The organism is Sphingomonas adhaesiva (assembly GCF_002374855.1).
Taxonomy (GTDB): domain Bacteria; phylum Pseudomonadota; class Alphaproteobacteria; order Sphingomonadales; family Sphingomonadaceae; genus Sphingomonas; species Sphingomonas adhaesiva.
Genome location: NZ_NWVC01000007.1, coordinates 106,704 through 129,245, shown reverse-complemented (window position 1 = coordinate 129,245; position 22,542 = coordinate 106,704). Strand labels below are relative to the sequence as shown.

Annotated in this window: 18 protein-coding genes; 10 read left to right on the top strand and 8 right to left on the bottom strand. The window is 69.2% G+C overall.

What is annotated here, in order from left to right:
- The first annotated feature begins 61 nt into the window (after positions 1 to 61).
- Positions 62 to 601 (top strand): peptide-methionine (S)-S-oxide reductase MsrA, encoded by a 540-nt coding sequence (gene msrA, locus COA07_RS13945; RefSeq protein ID WP_066706397.1) that lies wholly within the window; start codon positions 62 to 64, stop codon positions 599 to 601.
- Positions 602 to 605: 4 nt separating this feature from the next.
- Here msrA and COA07_RS13940 read toward each other — a convergent pair whose 3' ends face one another.
- Positions 606 to 1,532: an L-threonylcarbamoyladenylate synthase gene (locus tag COA07_RS13940; RefSeq protein ID WP_174525785.1), complete on the bottom strand. Its 927-nt coding sequence runs from the start codon at positions 1,530 to 1,532 to the stop codon at positions 606 to 608.
- A 37-nt stretch (positions 1,533 to 1,569) separates the two neighbouring features.
- On the opposite strand from COA07_RS13940, the gene COA07_RS13935 reads away from it, so the two are divergent.
- Positions 1,570 to 3,240 carry an acyl-CoA dehydrogenase gene (locus COA07_RS13935; RefSeq protein WP_066706403.1) on the top strand — a complete coding sequence of 557 codons (1,671 nt, stop codon included), beginning with the start codon at positions 1,570 to 1,572 and terminating at the stop codon, positions 3,238 to 3,240.
- Between the two features lie 3 nt (positions 3,241 to 3,243).
- Here COA07_RS13935 and COA07_RS13930 read toward each other — a convergent pair whose 3' ends face one another.
- From COA07_RS13930 to COA07_RS13920, 3 genes are read right to left on the bottom strand one after another with little or no spacing between them, the layout of a single operon-like run.
- Positions 3,244 to 3,729, bottom strand: a complete 486-nt coding sequence (locus COA07_RS13930) for a hypothetical protein (RefSeq protein ID WP_083956658.1) — start codon at positions 3,727 to 3,729, stop codon at positions 3,244 to 3,246.
- Positions 3,730 to 3,745: 16 nt separating this feature from the next.
- Entirely contained in the window at positions 3,746 to 4,102 is a 357-nt protein-coding gene (locus tag COA07_RS13925) for a GntR family transcriptional regulator (protein ID WP_066486224.1), read from the bottom strand.
- Positions 4,103 to 4,149: 47 nt separating this feature from the next.
- Positions 4,150 to 4,728, bottom strand: a complete 579-nt coding sequence (locus tag COA07_RS13920) for a nitroreductase family protein (protein WP_066706407.1) — start codon at positions 4,726 to 4,728, stop codon at positions 4,150 to 4,152.
- A 120-nt stretch (positions 4,729 to 4,848) separates the two neighbouring features.
- Between COA07_RS13920 and COA07_RS13915 the strand changes: the two genes are divergently transcribed.
- From COA07_RS13915 to COA07_RS13895, 5 genes are all read left to right on the top strand, one after another.
- Positions 4,849 to 6,648 (top strand): peptide MFS transporter, encoded by a 1,800-nt coding sequence (locus COA07_RS13915; protein WP_066706408.1) that lies wholly within the window; start codon positions 4,849 to 4,851, stop codon positions 6,646 to 6,648.
- A 13-nt stretch (positions 6,649 to 6,661) separates the two neighbouring features.
- Positions 6,662 to 7,336 carry an NnrU family protein gene (locus COA07_RS13910; RefSeq protein WP_066706410.1) on the top strand — a complete coding sequence of 225 codons (675 nt, stop codon included), beginning with the start codon at positions 6,662 to 6,664 and terminating at the stop codon, positions 7,334 to 7,336.
- Between the two features lie 88 nt (positions 7,337 to 7,424).
- A complete protein-coding gene (locus tag COA07_RS13905) occupies positions 7,425 to 8,588 on the top strand; it encodes an acyl-CoA dehydrogenase family protein (RefSeq protein WP_096641236.1) in 1,164 nt (387 codons plus the stop codon).
- Positions 8,588 to 10,228, top strand: coding sequence for a long-chain-fatty-acid--CoA ligase (locus COA07_RS13900; RefSeq protein ID WP_245842163.1), 1,641 nt, complete (start codon positions 8,588 to 8,590; stop codon positions 10,226 to 10,228). The genes COA07_RS13905 and COA07_RS13900 overlap by 1 nt, the downstream gene beginning before the upstream one ends.
- A 126-nt stretch (positions 10,229 to 10,354) precedes the next feature.
- Positions 10,355 to 12,208 (top strand): AMP-binding protein, encoded by a 1,854-nt coding sequence (locus COA07_RS13895; RefSeq protein WP_066706412.1) that lies wholly within the window; start codon positions 10,355 to 10,357, stop codon positions 12,206 to 12,208.
- Here COA07_RS13895 and COA07_RS13890 read toward each other — a convergent pair.
- Complete coding sequence (locus COA07_RS13890) at positions 12,163 to 13,098, bottom strand: LysR family transcriptional regulator (protein ID WP_066706414.1); 936 nt, start codon at positions 13,096 to 13,098, stop codon at positions 12,163 to 12,165. The genes COA07_RS13895 and COA07_RS13890 overlap by 46 nt on opposite strands.
- Before the next feature lie 92 nt (positions 13,099 to 13,190).
- Here COA07_RS13890 and COA07_RS13885 point away from each other — a divergent pair, with 92 nt between their 5' ends.
- Positions 13,191 to 15,275, top strand: a complete 2,085-nt coding sequence (locus COA07_RS13885; protein WP_066706417.1) for a malate synthase G — start codon at positions 13,191 to 13,193, stop codon at positions 15,273 to 15,275.
- Positions 15,276 to 15,296: 21 nt separating this feature from the next.
- Here COA07_RS13885 and COA07_RS13880 read toward each other — a convergent pair whose 3' ends face one another.
- The 3 genes from COA07_RS13880 to hppD form a co-directional block, all read right to left on the bottom strand.
- Positions 15,297 to 15,677: a Rieske (2Fe-2S) protein gene (locus COA07_RS13880; protein ID WP_245842162.1), complete on the bottom strand. Its 381-nt coding sequence runs from the start codon at positions 15,675 to 15,677 to the stop codon at positions 15,297 to 15,299.
- Complete coding sequence (gene hmgA / locus COA07_RS13875) at positions 15,644 to 16,948, bottom strand: homogentisate 1,2-dioxygenase (protein ID WP_066706420.1); 1,305 nt, start codon at positions 16,946 to 16,948, stop codon at positions 15,644 to 15,646. The genes COA07_RS13880 and hmgA overlap by 34 nt, the downstream gene beginning before the upstream one ends.
- A 396-nt stretch (positions 16,949 to 17,344) precedes the next feature.
- Positions 17,345 to 18,415 (bottom strand): 4-hydroxyphenylpyruvate dioxygenase, encoded by a 1,071-nt coding sequence (hppD, locus tag COA07_RS13870; RefSeq protein ID WP_066706423.1) that lies wholly within the window; start codon positions 18,413 to 18,415, stop codon positions 17,345 to 17,347.
- A gap of 379 nt (positions 18,416 to 18,794) precedes the next feature.
- On the opposite strand from hppD, the gene COA07_RS13865 reads away from it, so the two are divergent.
- Positions 18,795 to 19,910 (top strand): mechanosensitive ion channel family protein, encoded by a 1,116-nt coding sequence (locus tag COA07_RS13865; protein ID WP_066706426.1) that lies wholly within the window; start codon positions 18,795 to 18,797, stop codon positions 19,908 to 19,910.
- Positions 19,911 to 20,010: 100 nt separating this feature from the next.
- Positions 20,011 to 22,464 (top strand): TonB-dependent receptor domain-containing protein, encoded by a 2,454-nt coding sequence (locus COA07_RS13860; RefSeq protein WP_066706428.1) that lies wholly within the window; start codon positions 20,011 to 20,013, stop codon positions 22,462 to 22,464.
- Positions 22,465 to 22,542 lie beyond the last annotated feature (78 nt).

Sequence of the window (22,542 nt, the reverse complement as noted above, 5' to 3'; positions counted from 1 at the left end):
GCGCACTCCCTTTGCCGCGGCGGTAGCGCGTTCCTACATGATAGGCAAAGGAGACCCGGAAATGACCGAATATGCGACGCTGGCCGGCGGCTGCTTCTGGTGCACGGAGGCGGTGTTCAAAGACGTGATCGGCGTGGAAAGCGTCGAAAGCGGCTATATCGGCGGCCACGTACCCAACCCGACCTACAAGCAGGTATGCGGCGGCGACACCGGCCATGCCGAGGCGATCCGCGTCGGCTTCGACCCCGCACAGGTCAGCTATGCCGACCTCCTCGACATCTTCTTCGCGACGCACGATCCGACGCAGCTCAACCGTCAGGGCAACGACGTGGGCACGCAATATCGTTCGGCGATCTTCCCCGCGACGGTGATGCAGGAGGAGCAGGCGAACCAGGCGATCGCGCGCGCGCAGGACGACTGGCCCAAGCCGATCGTCACCACGATCGAACCGATGGCCGAATGGTATCCGGCAGAGGGCTATCACCAGGATTATTGGGAAGGCGAAGGGCAGCGCAATCCCTATTGCCTGGCGGTGATCCCGCCCAAGCTGCAGAAGCTGCGCAAGAGCTTCGCCGCGCGCAGCCGCGCCGTCACCGCCTGACGGGTCAGCGGGTCGCGGCGCGGCGCAACCGGTCGTTGATCGCGGCGCCGATGCCCTTTTCGGGCACCGGCGCCACCGCGATCCGCGATCGGCTGCTGGCATCGGCGCGGTGAAGCGCGTCGAACAGCCGCGCGGCGGCCTCCACCACGTCCCCCGAGGACGACAGCATATCGTCGCCGGTTATCGCGCCGAACCCGATCAGCCATTCGTCGTGCCCCGCTGCGACGGCATCGAGGCGCAGCGGCTTGCGCGGGGCGTAGTGCGTTGCCAGCTGCCCCGGCGCGCTGACATGCGCGGTGGCCCCGGATGCCACCGGCAGCACCTCGCCCAGCATCTCCGCCGTGACCGGACCGTGGCGAAGGATCGTGCGCCCCGCCACGATCGTCGATTCGACCCCTGCGGTCGTCGCGCCGTCATCGACGATCAGCGGCACGTTCGCCCCCAGGCTGGCCGCGACATGCGCCGCGTGCGTCGGGCTGATCGCGTTGCTGGCGTTGGCGGACGGCGCGGCGAGCGGCGCTTCGCTGGCCGCCAGCAGCGCCTGCATCGCGCGGTGCGCGGGCACGCGGATCGCCACCGTGTCCAGCCCGGCGGTGACCAGCGACGCGATGCCCGCATCCGCGCGGATCGGCAGCACCAGCGTCAGCGGGCCGGGCCAGAAGGCGGCGGCCAGCACGCGGGCGTCCGCGTCGAACACCGCGATCCGTTCCGCCGCCGCCGCATCGGGCACGTGGACGATCAGCGGATTGAACGACGGTCGCCCCTTGGCGGCATAGATGCGCGCCACCGCCGCCGAATCGCGCGCGTCGGCGGCCAGGCCATAGACCGTCTCGGTCGGGATCGCGACGATACCGCCGGCCCGAATCAGCGCCGCCGCCTCTTGGATGGCGGCCATGCCGTAGCGTCGGATGAGAGGGTGTTGAGCGGTCATCGCCGGACGGTATAGCGTCGCCAGCCAGGAGACCGAAATGACCTTCACCGCCCCCGTCGCCGACCAGCGTTTCGTCCTCGATCATGTTGTTCACCTGAATGAGCTGGCCGCGACCGATCGCTTCGCCGCCGCCACCCCGGACGTGATCGACGCGGTACTGGAAGGGATCGCGCAGTTCGCGGAAGGCGAATGGGCGCCGCTGGCGCGCACGGGCGATACCGTCGGCGCGAAATGGACCCCCGATGGCGTGGTCATGCCGGATGGATATCCCGCCGCCTATCGCGCCTATGTCGAGGGCGGCTGGGGGACGATCGGCGTGCCGGAGGAATTCGGCGGACAGGGGCTGCCGTTCGTGGTGCAGGCCGCGGTGCTGGAAACGCTGGGCACCGCCAACATGGGCTTCGCGCTCGCCCCGATCCTGTCGGTGGGCGCGATCGAGGCGTTGCAGCACCACGGCACCCCCGAACAGCAGGCGACCTATCTGCCGCGGCTGGCGACCGGCGAATGGTCCGGCACGATGAACCTGACCGAGCCGCAGGCGGGCAGCGACGTCGGCGCGCTGCGCACCACCGCCACCCCGCGCGGCGACGGCACCTTCGCGATCAAGGGGACGAAGATCTACATCTCGTTCGGCGATCACGACCTGACCGACAATATCGTCCACCTCGTCCTGGCGCGCACGCCGGGCGCGCCGGAGGGGACGAAGGGCATTTCGCTGTTCCTCGTCCCCAAGGTGCGGCTGGACGGCACGCCCAACGACGTGCGGGTGGTGTCGATCGAACACAAGATGGGGCTGCACGCCTCGCCCACCTGCGTGCTGTCGTTCGGCGACCACGACGATTGCATCGGCGAGCTGATCGGGCCCGAATTCGGCGGGATGCGTGCGATGTTCACGATGATGAACAACGCCCGCCTCAACGTCGGCCTGCAGGGCGTGCAGGTGGCCGAGGGCGCGACGCAGAAGGCCGCCGCCTATGCCCGCGAACGCATTCAGGGCGTGCGCGACGGACGGCCCGCCGCGATCGTCGAGCATCCCGACGTGCGCCGGATGCTGCTGCGCATGAAGGCGCAGACGATGGCCGCGCGCGCGCTGGTCTATTACGCCTGCGGGATGGTCGATCGCGCCGGGCTGGGCGATGCCAAGGCGAAGGAGCGGCTGGAGATCATGACCCCGCTGGCCAAGGCGCATGCCACCGACCTCGGCAACGAAGTCGCCAGCATCGGCATCCAGATTCACGGCGGCATGGGCTATGTCGAGGAAACCGGCGCGGCGCAGTTCTTCCGCGATGCGCGGATCACGCCGATCTACGAAGGCACCAATGGCATCCAATCCGCCGATCTGGTCGGCCGCAAGCTGGCGATGGCCAATGGCGGCACCTTCGCCGATCTGATCGCCGACATGCGCGGCGAGGCACGCCATCCGCAGCTGGTCCGGTTGATCGACGCGTGCGAGGCGGTCGGCCGCCGGCTCCAGACGGTCGAAGCCGACGATCGGCAGGCGGCCAGCTATCCGTTCCTGACGATGCTGTCGGTCGCCGCCTGCGGCTGGCTGATGGAGCGGCAGGCGGGCGCCGCGGCGGGGGATGCGGTGAAGACGACCGCCGCCGCCTTCTACCTCGACCAGATCCTGCCCGAGGCATTCGGGCTGGAAGCCGCGGCGCACGCGCCGGCGGCGGTGCTCTACGCACTGCCCGCCGACGCATTCTGACGGTCAGTCGCCCGAGGGGCAGCCGCTGTCGGGATTCGGCCCGGCGCCCTCGGGGTACCAGCGCGCCGCCTTGGCGTCCTGATCGTAATAGCAGACCGCCGCGCGCTTGCCGTCCGGCGTGATCGCGATCGACCAGTTGTGCGGGCCGCAATTGTGCGGCTCGCAACCCCAGGCGAGCACCCGTCCGTCCCGCATCACGATCGGCGTCGCGACCGCCTCGTTGCTTAGCACGCCGTCGCGTACCGCCTCGTCCGGCACCGCGGCGGCGACGGCCGCCTTCACCAACGGATCGCCCAGGAAGCTCGTCGCGCCGACCGCCTCATAGGGATAATGATCGACATAGCGCGCCATCGCTTCGGGCGCGGTCGGGCTGGCCGAAGGTGACGGGGTTGCGGCGGGCGTGGGCGTGGCCACGTTCGCTACGGGTTCGGTCTGCTGCTGGCAGGCGGCCAGCGCCACAAGCAGGACGGGAGCAAGGCGACGGAGCATCCGCGCCAGGATAGCGTCAGCGCGCCGTGGGTTCCAGCAGGTCGGCCGCATCCAGCCCCAGAAGGTCGATCCAGGTGTGGATGCGCGGCCATTGATGCGCGACGAAATCCGCACGCTCGGCGGCGCGCAGCCGCTCCGCCGCGCCCGCCAGCACGAACATGCCGACGCCGCGCCGCACCTCGACATAGCCGTCGTCCTGGAAACTCTGATATGCCTTCGCGACCGTCAGCGGGTTGGCGCCATGCTCGGCGGCCAGCGCACGAACCGATGGGAGTTGATCCCCCGCGCCATAATCCCCGCGCAATATCCCCGCCGCGATCGTCGCGCGCAGGCGGAGATAGACGGGGGAGTCGTCGCTGCTCAGAACTGCCATGCTGTTCTAATACACTATGGGGCGCCCGAGTCGAGTCGCGCGTGCCGCTACCCCTGCCACACCGACCATAGCCGTGCCGGATCGGGACGCGGCCGCTCCTCCAGCGCGCGCGATGGCGTGCCGATGAACATGAACCCCGCGATCCGTTCGGGCGCCGCGCCGAAAGCGTCGCGCACCGCGTCCGAAAACGCCGGCCACCCCGTCAGCCATCCGCCGGCATAGCCGTGCGCATGGACCGCGTGGAGCAGGTTCATGCACGCCGCGCCTGCCGACAATTCCTGTTCCCACATCGGAATGTGGCTGTCGGTGCGCGGGGAAAACAGCGCGACGACCAGCGCCGGCGCCTGCCGCGCGAACTGCGCCATCGCGTCCAGCTCGACCTGTTTCGCCGCCGGACGCTCGGCGCGATAGGCATCGACCAGCAGCGTGGCCAGCGCGTCGCGCCGGTCGTCGGGCACGATCACGAACCGCCACGGCGCCAGCTTTCCGTGATCGGGCGTGCGCCCCGCCAGGCCGATCATCGCCACCAGTTCGTCCTGCGAGGGACCGGGCGCGACCAGATCGCGCGGCTTGCCCGACCGGCGGGTGGCGAGCAGCGACAGCGGCGTGGAAAGATCGTTGAACATGGCCGGTCGTCTATCCCGGCAGGCGGGATATTTACAGCCGCCGCTTTGCCGCTAGTTTCGCCTGCAATCAGTTTCGCGCCCCTCCGCTGCGGCGCGACCAGTTCAGGAGCGTCGTTCCCTATGGTGGAAACCCCGACCGCGGACACCCCGCGCGAGCCGGATATCAGCCACGTCAATCCGGCCAGCGAGGCCACGTGGTTCGGGCATCCCCGCCAGCTGGCCCGGCTGTTCACCACCGAAATGTGGGAACGGTTCGGCTTCTACGGCATGCGTGCGCTGCTCACGCTGTACCTGACGAAGCATTTCCTGTTCGGCGACCGTGCCGCAACGGGTCTGTACGGCGGGTTCACCGCTTTGGTCTATCTGACGCCGCTGATCGGCGGATACCTTGCCGACCAGTATCTGGGATCGAAGCGCGCGGTGAAGTTCGGCGCGCTACTGATGGCGCTGGGTTACTTCACGCTCTGCTTCGGCGGGCAGACGGCCACCCCCTATGCGATGGTCGACGGGCAGCGTTATGCGGTCGCCATCGACGAACGCGCCGGTGCGGAGACGCGCTATGTCGTCGACGGCGCGCAGAAGCTGGCGATCCGCGGGAACGAGGACGGCACCGTCTCGCTGCTCGACCCGGCCGGCGCGGTTGCGCGTACCGTGGCGCCGGGCGCGTTCCAGTCGGAGGGTGACCGCAGCCCGTTCTACGTCGCACTGATGCTGCTGGCGCTGTGCATGGTGTCGGTCGGCAACGGCTTCTTCAAGCCGAACATCTCCACCATGGTGGGTGAATTGTACGCCCCCGGCGACCGGCGCCGCGATACCGGGTTCACGATCTTCTACATGGGCATCAACCTCGGCTCGCTATTCTCGCAATTGCTGTGCCCGCTGCTGGCGACCACCGTCGGGTGGTGGGCCGGATTCGGTCTGGCCGCGTTCGGCATGCTGTTCAGCTGGTTCCTGATCCAGTTCGACGGCGGGCGCCTGTCCGGCTATGGCGAGCCGCCGGCGCGCGATGCCGGCCAGCCGGACCGGGCGCTGGGCATCTATGCCGCGTCGCTGATCGGGGTGCCGGTCTTCTACCTTTTGTTCACCAACCTGATGAACGCGCCAGAGCCGGTCGCCGGATCGGGAATGATCGGCTACATCCTGGCGCTGCCGCTGATGGGCAAGTTGCTGTTCGGCACCTTCCTGGTCGGGGTGCCGGCGATCCTGGCCTGGTCGTGGGCCAAGGGCAGCCGCACCGAGTTCCAGATGATGCTGGCAGCGATGGTGCTGATCGTCTTCAACGTCGTGTTCTGGACGCTGTTCGAACAGGCCGGATCGTCGCTGACGCTGTTTGCGGACCGCAACACCGACCTGTCGATCTTCGGGCTGTTCTCGATCTCGGCCGGGCAGACGCAGTTCTTCAACGCCTTCTTCATCGTCGCCTTCGCCCCCGTCATGGCGGCGATGTGGACGAAGCTGGCCGCCGCGGGCCGCGAACCGTCGATCCCAGTCAAGTTCGGCATCGCGCTGATCGGCGTCGGCGCGGGCTTCCTGTTCCTGGTGTTCGGCAGCCGCTTCGCCGGGCCGGATTTCAAGGTAGGCATCTGGTGGCTGGCGGGCCTGTACCTGATCCATTCGCTGGCCGAACTGTGCATCTCGCCGGTCGGGTTGTCGATGATCACTAAGCTGTCGATCGCGCGGATCGTCGGGCTGATGATGGGCGTGTGGTTCCTGTCGATCTCGGTCGCGCAATATGTCGCGGGCGTGGTGGCGCAGGTCGCCAGCGTCGAGACCGTCGGCGGACAGGTGACCAACCTGAAGGTCAGCCTGGACACGTACAACAACGTCTTCTGGACGATCGGCATTGCCGCCGCCCTGATCGGCGTGGCATTGCTGGCGCTGTCGCCGCTCATCAAGAAGTGGATGCACGGCGTCCAGTAACGAAGGGAACGCCATGGGAGAGGTGCCGTTTGCCGCCGCAGCGTTCGTCGGGACGCACTTTCTCCTGTCGCATCCGCTGCGCGCGCCGATCGTGGCGCGCGTGGGGGAGCGCGGTTTCCTCGGCCTCTACTCGCTGGTCGCGGCGCTGACGCTCGGCTGGCTGGTGGTCGCCTATCGCGCCACGCCGCCCACCGCACCGCTGTGGCCGGTCGGCGACCTGCTGTGGGCGATCGCCTCCGCGGTGATGCTGTTGGCCAGCGTGCTGTTCATGGGCTCGCTGGTTGGCAACCCTGCACTGCCCGACCCGGGCGGACAGCAGCGCCCGCCGGTGGAGCCGCGCGGCGTCTTCGCGATCACACGCCATCCGATGATGTGGTCGTTCGCGTTGTGGGGCGCGGCGCACATCCTGGTCTATCCGCAGCCGGCCAATATCGTCCTGGCGGGCGCAATCATCATGCTGGCGCTGGTCGGCGCGCACCTTCAGGATCGCAAGAAGGCGCGCCAGCAACCCGATGCCTGGCCGCAGTGGATGGCACGAACCAGCTTCCTGCCCTTCGCCTCACGACGTCCGATCCGCGGGCTGGGCGGCCACGCACTGGGCGGCGGCGTGGTCGTGTGGCTGGCGGCGACCTGGGCGCATATCCCGCTGGCCGGATGGGCGGCGGGAATCTGGCGCTGGATCGCGTGACGACAAAACAAAAGTTACGCCAAGGGCTGGCGACACGAAACGAAACAGGACAAAGCGGCCGGCATCTGACACTATCGGACGCGAGAGGATGATGACCGACGCCACAACGATCGCCGCGCGCGTGGAACGGTTCGTCCGGGATACGGTGGCGCCCTACGAGCGCGATCCGCGCTGCGGTGCGCACGGCCCGTCGGACGATCTGGTCGCCGAACTGCGCGGGTTGGCGCGCGACGCGGGCGTGCTGACGCCGCACATCCTGGCGGATGGCACCCACCTGCACCATCGCGACGTCGCGGTGGTGTTGCGCGCCGCCGGCTTGTCTCCGCTGGGGCCGGTGGCAGTCAACGTCGCCGCCCCGGACGAAGGCAACATGTACCTGCTGGGCCAGCGCGCCAGCGCCGAGCAAAAGGCGCGGTTCCTGGATCCGATGGTGAAGGGCGAGGCGCGTTCCGCCTTCTTCATGACCGAGCCGGCTGCCGACGGCGGCGCCGGCTCCGATCCGTCGATGATGCAGACCAGTGCGACGCGCGATGGCAACCACTGGGTCGTCAACGGGCGCAAGGCGTTCATCACCGGCGCCGAAGGGGCGCAGGTCGGCATCGTCATGGCGAAGGCCGACGAAGGCGCGACGATGTTCCTGGTCGATCTGCCCGATCCGGCCATCCGCATCGAACGTGTGCTCGACACGATCGACAGTTCGATGCCCGGCGGCCACGCGGTGGTCGCGATCGAGAACCTGCGCATCCCCGCCGACCAGATGCTCGGCAATCCGGGCGAGGGGTTCCAGCTGGCGCAGGTGCGCCTGGCGCCGGCGCGGCTGACCCACTGCATGCGCTGGCTGGGCGCCTGCATCCGCGCGAACGAGATCGCGACGGATTACGCCTGCCGCCGCCACGCCTTCGGCAAGCCGCTGGTCGATCATGAGGGCGTCGGCTTCATGCTGGCGGAAAACCTGATCGACCTGAAACAGGCCGAACTGATGATCGACTGGTGCGCCGCGGTGCTGGACGACGGCCATCTGGGCACCGCGGAAAGCAGCATGGCGAAGGTGGCGGTGTCGGAGGCGCTGATGCGCATCGCCGACCGCTGCGTCCAGGTGATGGGCGGTACCGGCGTGACCGGCGACACGATCGTGGAACAGGTGTTCCGCGAAGTGCGCGCCTTCCGTATCTATGACGGACCTACCGAGGTCCACAAATGGAGCCTCGCCAAGAAGGTGAAGCGCGACTGGAAACACGCGAAGGAGAGCTGATGTCGGATCTGTTCGGGTTGATGCAGGACGTGCCGCTGACGGTAGATCGGATCCTCGATCACGCGGCGGCGTGGCACGGTACGCGCGAGATCGTGTCGCGCGATGCGGCCGGCGCGGTATCGCGGACCGATTATGCCGCGCTGCACCGCACGGCCAAGCAGGTGTCGAACGCGCTGGCCGCCGCGGGCATCGTCCGCGGCGACCGCGTGGCCACCATGGGGTGGAACGGGGCGCGCCATCTGGCGGCCTGGTATGGCGCGACCAACATGGGCGCGGTGCTCCACACGCTGAACCCGCGGCTATTCCCCGAACAGATCGCCTATATCGCACGCCACGCGGGCGATCGCATCCTGCTGGCCGACCCCGCGTGCGCGGGGCTGATCGCGCCGCTGCTGAAGGAAGCGCCCTCGATCGAGCAGGTGATCTTCCTGTGCGGCCCGCAGGACATGCCCGAGGTGCCGTTCGCGGCGACCGACTTCGATTCCTGGGTGGCCGGACAGCCCGCCGAATATGTCTGGGGCGGGTTCGACGAGCGGCTGGCGTGCGGGCTGTGCTATACGTCCGGCACGACGGGCAATCCCAAGGGCGTGCTCTATTCGCACCGCTCCAACTTCCTGCACACGCTGATGACGCTGCAGGCGGATGCGCTGGCGCTAACGCAGCGCGATTCGATCCTGCTGGTCGTTCCGATGTATCACGCCAACGCCTGGGGGGTCGTCTATTCTGCCCCCGCCGCGGGCGCCAAATTGGTGCTGCCCGGCGCGCGAATGGACGGCCAGTCGATCTTCGATCAGATCGAGGAGGAAGGCGTCACTTTCTCCGCCGCGGTGCCGACGGTGTGGCAGGGGCTGCTCCAGCACTTGCGCGCCACGGGGCAGACCTTCTCGACGCTGAAGCGGGTCGTCATCGGCGGCTCCGCCCCGCCCGAATCGCTGATCCGCGCCTTCCAGGACGACTACGGGGTGGAGGTGATCCAAGGCTGGGGCATGACCGAAACCTCGCCGCTCGCCACCCTGTCCAGCCCGACGCAGGAGGTGCTGGCGCAGCCGTACGACGAACAGGTCCGGCGCAAGGGGATGCAGGGACGGCTGGTCTGCGGGCTGGAGCTGAAGCTGACCGACGACGAGGGCAACCGCCTGCCGCATGACGGCAAGAGCGCGGGGCATCTGAAGATCAAGGGGCCGACGATCACCTCCGGCTATTTCGGTGGCGAGGGCGGCGACGTGCTGGACGAGGAAGGCTTCTTCGATACCGGCGACGTCTCCACGATCGATCCGTCCGGCTATATGCAGATCACCGATCGGGCGAAGGATATCGTCAAGTCCGGCGGTGAGTGGATCAGTTCGATCGAGATCGAGAATATCGCCACCGGCCATCCGGCAGTGGCGATCGCCGCGGTCATCGGCGTCGCGCATCCCAAATGGGACGAGCGCCCGATCCTGCTGGTGCAGCCCGCGCCCGGCACGACATGCGCCAAGGACGAATTGCTCGCCTTTCTGGACGGGAAGATCGCCAAATGGTGGATGCCCGACGACGTGGTGGTGGTCGACGCCATCCCGCTGGGCGCGACCGGCAAGATCGACAAGAAGCTGATCCGCCAGCAGATGGCCGACTACCGCCTGCCCGGCCTGGCGGCGTGATGCCCGCGTGATACGCCGGCGCAGGCGCGCCGGCGTATCGCATCGGCTTGCCTGGATAAGCCGCCCGGCTTAGGCTGCCTCCCGGACCGTGCAGCAAGCGCGGCCGAAAAGCGAGAGGAATGCCGGATGTCGCGCGCCGATCCGATCCACAGCGTGCCGTTCAAGCCGCTGCCGCAAAAGGCCCCGGACGTGGAGGTCGAGCGGCGCGACGACGGCGTCGTTCTGATCCGCCAGCGCCACGCCATGGCGCCGCCGGCGCGATCAATCGTACACCTGCTGGCCGAACGCGCTGCGGCGCATCCCGAACGCCCGTTCATCCTTCAACGCACCGTCGATGGCGGCGGATGGGAAGGGATCAGCTATGGCGAGGCGATGCGCGCGGCGGAGGGGATCGCGCAATGGCTTCTAGACCGCGGGATGGGCAGCGATGACGCGGTGATGATCCTGTCGGCCAATTCGGTCGAACACGCGCTGATGACGCTGGGCTGCTATGCCGCGGGGGTGCCGGCCGCTCCGGTCAGCCCGGCGTACAGCCTGATCTCCACCGATCATGCCAAGCTGCGCCATGCCGCCGCAACAGTGTCCCCTCGGGTCGTGTTCGCGCAGTCCGCGGCCCCCTTCGCGCGGGCGTTCGACACGCTGCGCACGCTGCGACCCGACCTGGCGATCGTCACCGTCGATGGCGGCATGGGCACCATTGCGCTCGCCACACTGACCGCGACATCGTCCGGCCCCGCGGTAGCGGCGGCGCGCGAGGCGATCGGCCATGCTACCGTGGGCAAGTTCCTGTTCACCTCCGGCTCGACCGGCATGCCCAAGGGGGTGCCGCAGACCCATGGCATGATGGTCCATGTCGTCGCCGCGCAGGAAGGGCTGCGAGACGATGATCCCGACGAACGCCCGGTGCCGCTGTCGCTGGAATGGATGCCGTGGAGCCACATTTCGGCGGGCAATATCGCGTTCAACAACAATATCGCCGCCGGCGGCACGCTCTACCTCGACGAAGGCAAGCCGGTGCCGGGGCTGTTCGATACGACGATCCGCAACCTGTACGACGTGTCGCCAATGGTGTTCGGCTCCGCGCCGATCGCCTTCGCCATGCTGGCCGAGGCGATGGAGCGCGACCCGACGCTGCGCGCCAGCTTCTTCCGCAACCTGACGCACATGGCCTATGGCGGCGCCACGCTGTCCAGCGACGTCGCCGACCGTATCCAGGCGCTGGCGGTCGCCGAGACGGGGCATCGCATCCCGCTGACCACCATGTACGGCGCGACCGAGACGCAGGGGGTGACGGTCGTACACTGGCTGACCGAGCGGGTCGGGCTGATCGGCCTGCCGCTGCCGGGGATCACGCTGAAACTGGTGCCGACGGGCGGCAAGATGGAGGTGCGGGTCAAGGGGCCGACCGTCACCGCCGGCTATCACCGCGACCCGGAACGCACCGCCGCTGCCTTCGACGAGGAGGGCTTCTATCGGTTGGGCGATGCGGCGCGCTTCCTGGATCCCGACGAGCCCGCCCAGGGGCTGGTGTTTGATGGGCGCGTGACCGAGGATTTCAAGCTCGATTCGGGTACCTGGGTGTCGGTGGGCACGCTGCGCCCGGATCTGGTCGCCGCCTGTTCCCCGTATCTGCAGGATGCGGTGATCGCGGGGCAGGACCGGCCCTGCATCGCGCTGCTCGCCTGGCCGTCCGCCGCCGCGCTCCAGACGCTGGCGCAGGCGACGCCCGGTAGCAATCCGTTCGATACGCTGGCCGGGCTGGTCGCCGAGCGGCTGCGTGCCCACAATGACGCGGCCGGGGGCAGTTCGCGGCGCGTCGCGCGCTTCGTGCTGCTGCGCGATCCGCCGTCGATCGACGCGGGCGAGATCACCGACAAGGGCTATGTCAATCAGCGCGCCGCGCTGACCGCGCGCGCCGCGACGGTGGACGCGCTCTACGCCGAACCGCCGGGCGACGTCGTGGTCGTGCTGGCGGGCTGACCGCCCTCCCACGCGGCGGGGTCGATCACCGCGCGCAGGAAGGCGACGAAGGCGGTGACCGCGGCCGCCACCGGCTGCCCACGCGGATGCACCGCCCAGATGCCGACCCGCGCCGATCCCTCCCAGTCGGGCAGCACGCGCACCAGCGTGCCGCGCGCCAGCGCATCGTGCACATCCCATAGCGAGCGCAACGCGATACCCGCCCCGGTCAGCGCCAGTTCCCGCACCAGTTCGCTGGAATTGGTCGCGACGATGCTGTCGCCCTCCACCGTCCGCGCCCGGCCGCGCGCCATCAACTGCCATGGCAGCTGGCCCTGCGCGGCAAGCAGGCGGTGTGCCGCCAGATCGGCGATCGTGGCCGGCGCGCCATGCGCCGCCAGATAGGCCGGCGCGGCGCACAGCACGCGGCGGCTGTCGGCCAGCCGGTGCGCAACGACATCGGCGGGCACGTCCGGCGCGATACGGATCGCGACGTCGACGCCCCCCGCCAGCAGATCGACGAACCCGTCCGACAGGTCGATCGCCAGCGCCACCGCCGGATGGTCCGCGATGAAGCGGTGGAGATGCGGCGCGACGTGCAGTCGCCCGAACGAGGTCGGCGCCGACACCCGCAGCGGCCCCGCGGGCGCCAACGCCGCCCCGGTGACGCGCGCCTCCGCCGCGGCGGTCGCGGCGAGGATCGCGGTGAGATCGGCGTGAAACCGTTCCCCCGCGGCGGTCATCGCCAGCCGCCGGGTGGTGCGGTGGAGCAGCCGCACGCCCAGCCGCTGTTCCAGCCGCGCCAGCCGCTTGCTGACCATCGCGGGCGACAGGCGCAACGCGCGCGCCGCCGCCGACAGGCTGCCGGCGGCGGCGACATGGGCGAACAGTTCGTAATCCGGATCGAGCATCCATCTTTTCCTATGGGGAAAAGCTGCTGGGCATTTCGTGCCTCTACCGAGCGGCCGCCGATCGGTCTAGACCATCGGCAAAGGAGCAGGACATGACGATCGACCGCGCCGGATTGCAGGTGGACGAGGCGCTGGCCGCCTTCATCGAGGAGCGCGCGTTGCCCGGCACGGGGATCGCAGCCGACGCCTTCTGGCGCGGTGCGGCAGCGATCTTCGCCGATCTGGCCCCGCGCAACCGCGACCTGCTGGCCACGCGCGACCGGATACAGGCGCAGATCGACGCGTGGCATGGGGAGCGCGCGGGTCAGCCGATCGACCAGAGCGCCTATCAGGCGTTCCTGCGCGACATCGGCTATCTCGTCCCCGAACCGGCGCCCTTCGCGGTCGCGCCGGCAAACGTCGACGATGAGGTCGCGCGCCGTGCCGGGCCGCAGCTGGTGGTGCCGGTCCTCAACGCGCGGTTCCTGCTCAACGCCGCCAATGCGCGGTGGGGCAGCCTGTACGACGCGCTGTACGGCACCGATGCGATCCCCGGCGCCACCGCCGGCAAGGGATATGACGCGGCGCGCGGCAGCCAGGTGATCGCCTGGGCCAAGGCGTTCCTGGACGATGCCGCGCCGCTGGCCGACGGCAGCTGGACCGACTGGACCGGCGGCACGCCGGCGCTGGCCGACCCGGCGCAACTGGTCGGGCGCGCGGGCGACAACCTGCTGCTGCGTCACCACGGCCTGCATATCGAGGTGGTGATCGACCGCGCGCATCCCATCGGCCGCGACGATCCGGCGGGGATCGCCGACGTGATCCTGGAATCGGCGCTGACCACGATCTGCGACCTGGAGGATTCGGTCGCCGCGGTCGATGCGGCGGACAAGGTCGCGGCCTATACCAACTGGCTGGGGCTGATGCGCGGCGACCTGACCGAGACGTTCGAGAAGGGCGGCGCGACGATGACGCGGCGGCTGAACGCGGATCGCGACTATGTCGCGCCGGACGGTACGCGCTTCACGCTGCCGGGGCGCAGCCTGCTGTTCGTGCGCAACGTCGGGCATCTGATGACCAACCCGGCGATCCGGCTGACCGATGGCGAAGAAGCGCCGGAGGGCATCCTCGACGCGATCGTCACCAGCCTGATCGCGCTGCACGACGTGAACGGCGCGCGGGCGAACAGCCGCGCCGGGTCGATCTATATCGTCAAGCCCAAGATGCACGGTCCGGACGAGGCGGCGTTCACCGACACGCTGTTCGACCGGGTCGAGGACCTGCTGGGCCTGCCCCGCCACACCGTCAAGGTGGGGGTGATGGACGAGGAACGGCGCACGTCGGCCAATCTGGCGGCGTGCATTCACGCCGTGCGCGACCGGATCGTGTTCATCAACACCGGCTTCCTGGATCGCACCGGGGACGAGATGCACACGTCGATGCGTGCCGGCCCGATGATCCGCAAGGGCGAGATGAAGAACGCCGCCTGGATCAAGGCGTATGAGGACCGCAACGTCCAGATCGGCCTTGCCTGCGGCCTGTCGGGCAAGGCGCAGATCGGCAAGGGGATGTGGGCCGCGCCCGACATGATGGCCGACATGCTGGCGCAGAAGATCGCGCATCCGATGACCGGCGCGACCACCGCCTGGGTGCCCAGCCCGACCGCCGCGACGCTGCATGCCACCCATTACCACCGCGTCGACGTGTTCGCGCGGCAGGAGGCGCGGCGTGCCGAGCCGGTCGCGCCGCTGGACGCGCTGCTGGACGTGCCGGTCGCGCATGGCCGCAACTGGTCGCCCGAGGAGGTGCGCGAGGAGCTGGACAACAATGCACAGGGTATCCTCGGCTATGTCGTGCGGTGGATCGACCAGGGGATCGGCTGTTCCAAGGTGCCCGACATTCACGACGTGGGGCTGATGGAGGACCGCGCGACGCTGCGCATTTCGTCGCAGCATATGGCCAACTGGCTGCTGCACGGCGTCGCCGGCGCGGACGAGGCGGAGGCGGCGCTGCGGCGGATGGCGGCGAAGGTGGATGCGCAGAATGCCGGCGATCCACTGTACCGGCCGCTGACGCAGGACAGTATCGCGCTGGCCGCGGCGCGCGCGCTGGTGTTCGAGGGGGTGGCGCAGCCCAACGGCTATACCGAGCCGCTGCTGCACCGGTACCGGGCTAAGGCGAAGGCGGCGGCGCGCTGACCGCCGGGGCGGCGAGGCCGCTCATGCGGTGACGATCGTGCCGTCGGTGACCGTCACGGGCCAGGGCGCCAGGCGCTGGCCGGTGCACGGGCCGGCGACGCACATGCCGTCGTCCACCCGGAACAGGGCGCCATGCCACGTGCAGCGGATGTGCCCCGCGGCGATGTAGTCGTCCAGTTCCTGCGCCAGCGGCAGGCCGGCGTGCGGGCAGCGGTCGACATAGCCGAAGGCGGCATCCCCGCGACGCACGACGAAGCCGTGGAAGCGGCCGGCGCGCAGTTGCAGGACGAAGTTGCGCGCCGCGCCGTCCGCGATCTGCGCCAGCGGGCCGAGCGCGACGCCCGCCGGGGTGGCGTAAAGGCGCGCGGTCAGGGCAGCACCGCCTTGGGAAAGTCGTTCCACACCGCGTCGTAGTCGAGCTGCGCGCGGTCCAGCGCCGCCGCCGTGGGGCGATAGGCCCAGCAGCTTTCGAGCATGAACGCCATCGTCCCGTCGAGCTTCACCGGCGCCAGCGCCGCCTCGGTCGCGCCGCGCCATGACGCGACGTCGGGGCCGTGGCCGCTCATCATGTTGTGGAGCGACAGTCCGCCGGGGCGGAAGCCGTCCGCCTTGGCATCATATTCGCCGGTGATGAGGCCCATCGCCTCCGACATGACGTTGCGGTGGAACCACGGGGGACGGAACGTCCCTTCCGCGACCATCCAGCGCGGCGGGAAGATCACGAAATCGGCATTCGCGCGTCCGGGCACGTCGCTGGGCGAGGTCAGCACGGTGAAGATCGACGGATCGGGATGGTCGAAGCTGACGGTGTTGATCGCCATGAAGCGCGACAGGTCGTAGCGCCACGGCGCCAGATTGCCGTGCCACGCCACCACGTCCAGCGGCGAATGATCGAGCGTCATCGTCCACAGCGCGCCCATGAACTTCTGGATCACCTGCACCGGCGTGTCGCGATCCTCGAACCACGCCACCGGGGTTTCGAAATCGCGCGGGTTGGCCAGGCCATTGGCGCCGATCGGCCCGAGATCGGGGAGGCGCAGCAGGCTGCCGTGATTTTCCGCGACATAGCCGCGCGCCGCGCCATCGGGCAGCAGCACGCGGAAGCGCACCCCACGCGGCACGCACGCGATCTGCCCCGGCGCGACCGACACGCGCCCCATTTCGGTCAGCAGTTCCAGCCGGCCGTGTTCGGGGACGAACAGCAATTCGCCGTCGGCATCCATGAACACCCGGTCGTTCATGTCGCGGTTCGCGGCATAGATGTGGAGCGCCACCCCCTCCAGATCGGCCGGATCGCGGTTGACCAGCATCGTCGTCATGCCGTCGACCCAGTCGACGCCGGCGTCGGCCAGCGGCAGCGGATCCCAGCGCAGCCGGTTGGGGGCGAGCGGCGCGGCGGCGGTGCCGGGCGCGAAGGCGCGCGCGCCGTCGTAGCGGGCATAGGGCGGATGCTGCGCGGTGGGGCGCATCCGGTACAGCCACGACCGGCGGTTTTCGTGCCGCGGCGCGGTGAAGGCGGTGCCTGACAGCTGTTCGGCATAGAGGCCGAAGGCGGGGCGTTGCGGCGAGTTGCGCCCGATCGGCAGCGCACCGGCCACCGCCTCGGTCGACACATGGTTGCCGAAGCCGGGGAAATAGCCCGCGGCATCGGGATCGGGGTGGTGGACGGTCATTATGGCTTCCTCTCCTTTCCACCACCCCGCGGCGGACACGATATCGGCCGGCGCGGCGCGAATATTGTCAATGTTGAGGCGCCGGCGCGTTTTCGCGCGCCATGCGCCGGGGATGCGACCGCGAGGCGACGGCGACGCGACGCCTGCGCGCCCTGTCCTCTATCTGGCGTCACATCCGTTCATCGTCGCGACGATAGCGGGGTACGGCATTGTAGGACACGGATTTGAGAACCGTGGACGATGTAGCCCGTCATGCCGGACTCGTTCCGGCATCCATCGTCCCGCGAGAGCAATGGTTCGCGGATGTGCGGCACGGTGGATGCCGGAACACGTCCGGCATGACGGAGGGGGTTGCGGGAAGGTCTCGCATGACAGGTACCGGGGCCGGCGGCCCGTTCAGGCGTCGACGGTGATGACGCCGCGGCGGATCTGGTCCAGCTCGATCGATTCGTACAGCGCCTGGAAATTGCCGTTGCCGAACCCTTCGTTGCCCTTGCGCTGGATGATCTCGAAGAAGATCGGGCCGACCATCGGCTCGGTGAAGATCTGCAGCAGGATGCCTTCCTGCTCCACGTCGCCGTCGATCAGGATGCGGTTGCGGCGGAGGCGTTCCAGATCCTCGCCATGCCCGGGCACGCGCTTGTCGACCAGTTCGTAATAGGTCTCGATCGTGTCCTGCAACCGCACGCCGCGCGCGCGCAGCGCCTCCACGGTGGCGTAGATATCGTCGGTGGTCATGGCCAGGTGCTGGATCCCCTCGCCATTGTAATCGCGGATGAATTCCTCGATCTGGCTCTTGTCGTCCTGGCTTTCGTTGAGCGGGATGCGGATCGCGCGGTCGGGCGCGATCATCGCCTGGCTGAACAGCCCGGTCGCCTTGCCCTTGATGTCGAAATACTTCTGTTCCTCGAACCCGAAGATCTGGCCGTAGAATTCGGCCCAGACGCGCATCTGCCCGCGCCGGACATTGTGGGTGAGGTGGTCGAGCAGGTCCAGCCCGACGCCCTCGCGCGCCGCCGCCTCGCGCCAGCCGGGCACCTCGTCCCAGTCGTCATAGACGCTGCCGGCCGCGCCGTGGCGATCGACCAGATACAGGAGCGAGCCGCCGATCCCCTGGAGCACATACGCCCCCTCCCCCAGCGCGCTGGAGCCTGCGTCGGCGGGCTTCGCGCCGCGCGCCAGCGCCGCGTCGAACGCCGCCTTCGCATTGGCGACGCGGAACGCCATGCCGTTGGCGGACGGGCCGTGTTCGGCCGCGAACGCCGCCGCCTGCCCGCCCGGCTCCTCGTTCACCAAAAGGTTGGTGCGCCCCTGGACGTAGCGCGTGACGCGGCGCGTGGGATGACGCGCGGCGGCGACGAAGCCCAGCGCCTCGAACTGGCGGCGCAGCGCGGCGGGATCGGGGGCGGTGAATTCGCAGAATTCGAACCCGTCGAGGCCCATCGGATTGACGTCCATGTGTTCCATCGCGCGTGTCCCGGCCAGTGGTTTCAAACGATATGGTATCGTATGAAACCGGATGCACCGCGTCAATGGGGATGCGCACGCCCGCGTCATGCCGGACCTGTTCCGGCATCCACGGTTCCGCGCATCCGCAAGACGTTGCGGAGCGGCCGGTGGCCCCTGGGGACGGATAGAAGCCTCTGCGAAGGCCCGGGGTCCATGGTGCCGCAAGAGCAGCGGCCTGTGCGTTCGTGGCGCGGTGGATGCCGGAACAAGTCCGGCATGACGGGGGAGGGGCGGACGGTGCGCGTGTCGCGGCGGTGGCGGGCGCCCGGTCGCCGATCGGGAACGCGCGCGGGCCGATGCTCGTTCGCGGCGGTGCAACATCATGCACGGAGCGGCGATGACGGGCTGGAGCAGGGCGGTGCGGACATGGTGGCATGACGTGCCCGGCTGGCTGTCCGGGATCGTCTATGTCGCGGGGGCGGTGCTGTTGGCGCTGGTGGTGCATCGCGTGCTGATCTGGGCCGCGCGGCGCGCGACGCGCGGCCGGCCCGACAGCAGCGCCGCGCTGTTCGTCGAGCGGATCCGCAAGCTCATGCGCTGGCTGATGATCGTCGTCGCGCTGGCGGCGGTGCAGCCCGCGCTCGACCTAGACCGCACCACCGCGACCTTATGGGCGCGCGCCGCCGCGCTGATCGTGCCGGGGTTGCTGGGCTGGGCGGCGATCGTCGGCGCGGGGACGGTGATCGACGCGATGATCCGCCATGCCGACATCACCGTCGCCGACAATCTGCGCGCGCGGCGGCGGCGCACGCGGCTGGGCATCCTGCAACGGATCATCGTGTCGGTGATCCTGCTGGTGACGATCTGCGCGATGCTGATGACGATCCCGGCGGTGCGCACGCTGGGCGTGACGCTGGTCGCGTCGGCGGGGCTTGCCGGGCTGGCGGTGGGCGCGGCGGCGCAGCCCGCGCTGAAGAACCTGATCGCCGGGTTCCAGATGATCTTCACCGAGCCGATCCGAATCGACGACGTCGTCATCATCGACGGCGAATGGGGGCGGATCGAGGAGATCCGGCTGACCTATGTCGTCGTCAAGATCTGGGACGAACGGCGGCTGGTGGTGCCGGTGTCGAAGTTCCTGGAGCAGAGCTTCCAGAACTGGACCCGCCAGTCGAGCGCGCTGCTGGGCAGCGTGTTCTGGTATGTCGATCCGGCCGCCGACGTGCCGCGGCTGCGCGAGGCGCTGGGACGGATCGTCACCGCCAGCCCGCGCTGGGACGGGCGGTTCTGGAACCTGCAGGTGACCGATACCAAGCCCGACGGGTCGATCGAGCTGCGCGGGCTGATGACCGCGAAGGATGCGTCGACCGCGTTCGACCTGCGCTGCGACGTGCGCGAGGGATTGCTGGCCTATATCGCAGCGGACATGCCGCAGGCGCTGTTCCGGCGGCGCGCCGAGGTGGCGCTGGCACCGGCCGGCCCAAGCGGCCCGGCGCCTACGACTTTAGGCTAAGTCGTTTTGTCTCTTAAGTAAATTGATACCGGTGCGGACCCAAGGAGCAGGCCTGACTCGCAGAGGGCGGTGAGCGAGCAGTTCTTGGGGGAGGATCCACATGTCCCGTTACATGGCACTGGCGGCGGTATCGGCCATCGCGCTGGCATCGCCGGCGCTGGCCGAAACCGCGGCGCCGGCGCCGGCGCCTGCCGCCGACCAGGACACTGTCACCACCGGCGTCGCGAAGGGGCGCGACCGGCTGGACAGCGCCACGTCGACCAGCGTGCTGCGCGAGGCGGAGATCGCCAAGCTGGCGCCGCGATCGGTCGGCGAGCTGCTGCGCGACATTCCCGGCATCCTGGCCGAGGCACCAAACGGGGAGAGCATCGCCAACATCACCATCCGCGGGCTGCCGCTGTCGTCGTCGGGCGCCAAGTTCGTGCAGTTGCAGGAAGACGGCCTGCCGGTGATGGAGTTCGGCGACATCGTCGGCGCGAGTGCCGACAGCTTCCTGCGCCTGGACCTGAACCTGGCGCAGGTCGAGGCGATCCGCGGCGGTTCGGCATCGACGTTCGCCAGCAACGCGCCGGGCGGGATCATCAACTTCATCAGCAAGACCGGCGAACAGCAAGGCGGCGCGGTGGCGCTGACCGCGGGCGTTGATTTCGACCAGTATCGCGCCGACGTGGATTACGGCGGGCCGCTGAGCGACACGTGGCGCTTCCACGTCGGCGGCTATTACCGGCAGGGCGAGGGGCCGCGGCGGATTGGCTTCGACGGTCAGCGCGGCGGGCAGATCAAGGCCAATGTCACGCACACGTTCGCGGGCGGCTACATCCGCTTCTACGGCAAGTATCTCGACGACCGCTCGCCCTTCTACGATTCGGTGCCGCTGCGCGTGACCGGCACGAACGACGCGCCGACGCTGGCGGCGGTACCCGGGTTCGATCCGACGCGGGACACGCTGTCGACCCGCTACCTGCAGTCGGTGCTGGTTCTGGACGAGAACAACCAGCCGATCCGCGAGGACATCCGCGACGGCCAGCGGGTCAGGGAACGCTCGGTCGGGGTCGAAACCCAGTTCGCGCTGGGCGACTGGACGATCACCGACCGCTTCCGCGTCGCCGGCCGCTCCGGCGGGCTGATCGGGCCGTTCAGCAGCCAGTATCTGACCCCCGCCGCCGCGCTGACGCGGCTGGGCGCGACGGGCGGGTCGTTCCGTTATGCCAGCGGCGCCGGCGCCGGGCAGGCGATCGCCGATCCGACGGCGCTGAACGGCAACGGGCTGATCGCGATCTACAACATCCGCGACCGTCGCCAGCAGGATGTCGGCAGCGTCACCAACGACATCCGCGCCAGCCGCGTGTGGAACGTGGGCGACGGCGTGCTGACCACCACCGCTGGCCTGTACACCGGGCGCCAGCAGATCGACACGTCGATCCTGTACGGCGTGGCGGTGACCGAGGTGAAGGGCGGCGGCGATGCCGCGCTGATCGACGTGTTCGACGCGGCCGGCAATGCGCGCACCGCGGGCGGCATCTATGCCTATAACCCGCTGTCGGGCACGCAGCGCCGCACGCTGCGGCTGGCCTATGCGATCAACGCGCCGTTCGCGTCGGCGAACTACAAGATCGGGCGCGTGTCGATCGGCGGCAGCCTGCGCTACGATGTCGGCAGTGCGAAGGGCACCGTCTACGGCGTCGAGCTGGGCGGGGGCCGCATCGGGCAGGTCGCGCGCGACATCGACGGCAACGGCGTCCTGTCGCCCCCCGAACAACGCGTCGGGGTGACCCCGACCGCGCCGGGGTACGTCGACTATACCTATCGTTACCTGTCCTATTCGGCGGGCGTCGTCTATCGCGTGGCCGAGCCGCTGGCGGTGTTCGCGCGCTACAGCCGCGGCGCGCGCGCCAATGCCGACCGGATCACCTTCGGCAGCGTGATCGACAATGCCACCGGCGCGCTGGCGATCCCGCAGGCGGCCTACGACCCGGTCAAACAGGCCGAGATCGGCGTGAAATACCGCCAGCACGGCGTGACGCTGAACCTGACCGGCTTCCATGTCGAGGCGCAGGATTCGAACATCAACACCTCCACCGGCGCGGTGATCGCGCGCGACTACAAGGCCAAGGGGCTGGAGTTCGAGGGCGGGGTGCGCCGCGGCGTGTTCAGCCTGACCGCGGGCGCGACCTTCACCGACGCCACGATCGTGCGCGACCGGGTGGACCCGGCCGTCAACGGCAACACCCCGCGCCACCAGGCGAGCGTGATCTTCCAGGCGACGCCGCAGGTCAGCACCGACCGGTTCGCGGTGGGCGCGGTGTTCATCGGCACCACGGACACCTATGCGCAGGACACCAACCTGCTCAAGATCCCCGGCTATGTCACCACCAACGCCTTCGTCCAGGTGCGCCCGGCCGAACGGCTGCTGCTGTCGCTCAACGCCACCAACCTGTTCGACACACTGGCGCTGACCGGGATCGACGAGGATCGCATCCCCGCCAGCGGGATCGTGCGCGGACGGCTGCTGAACGGGCGCGCCGTGTCGGTGACCGCGCGGTTCGACTTCTAGAGGCTCCCAGGACACCGGCCTTCCAGCGGGGGCGAGAAGGCCGGTACCCCCACTGCGTCCCTGCACGGCCCCTTTGCA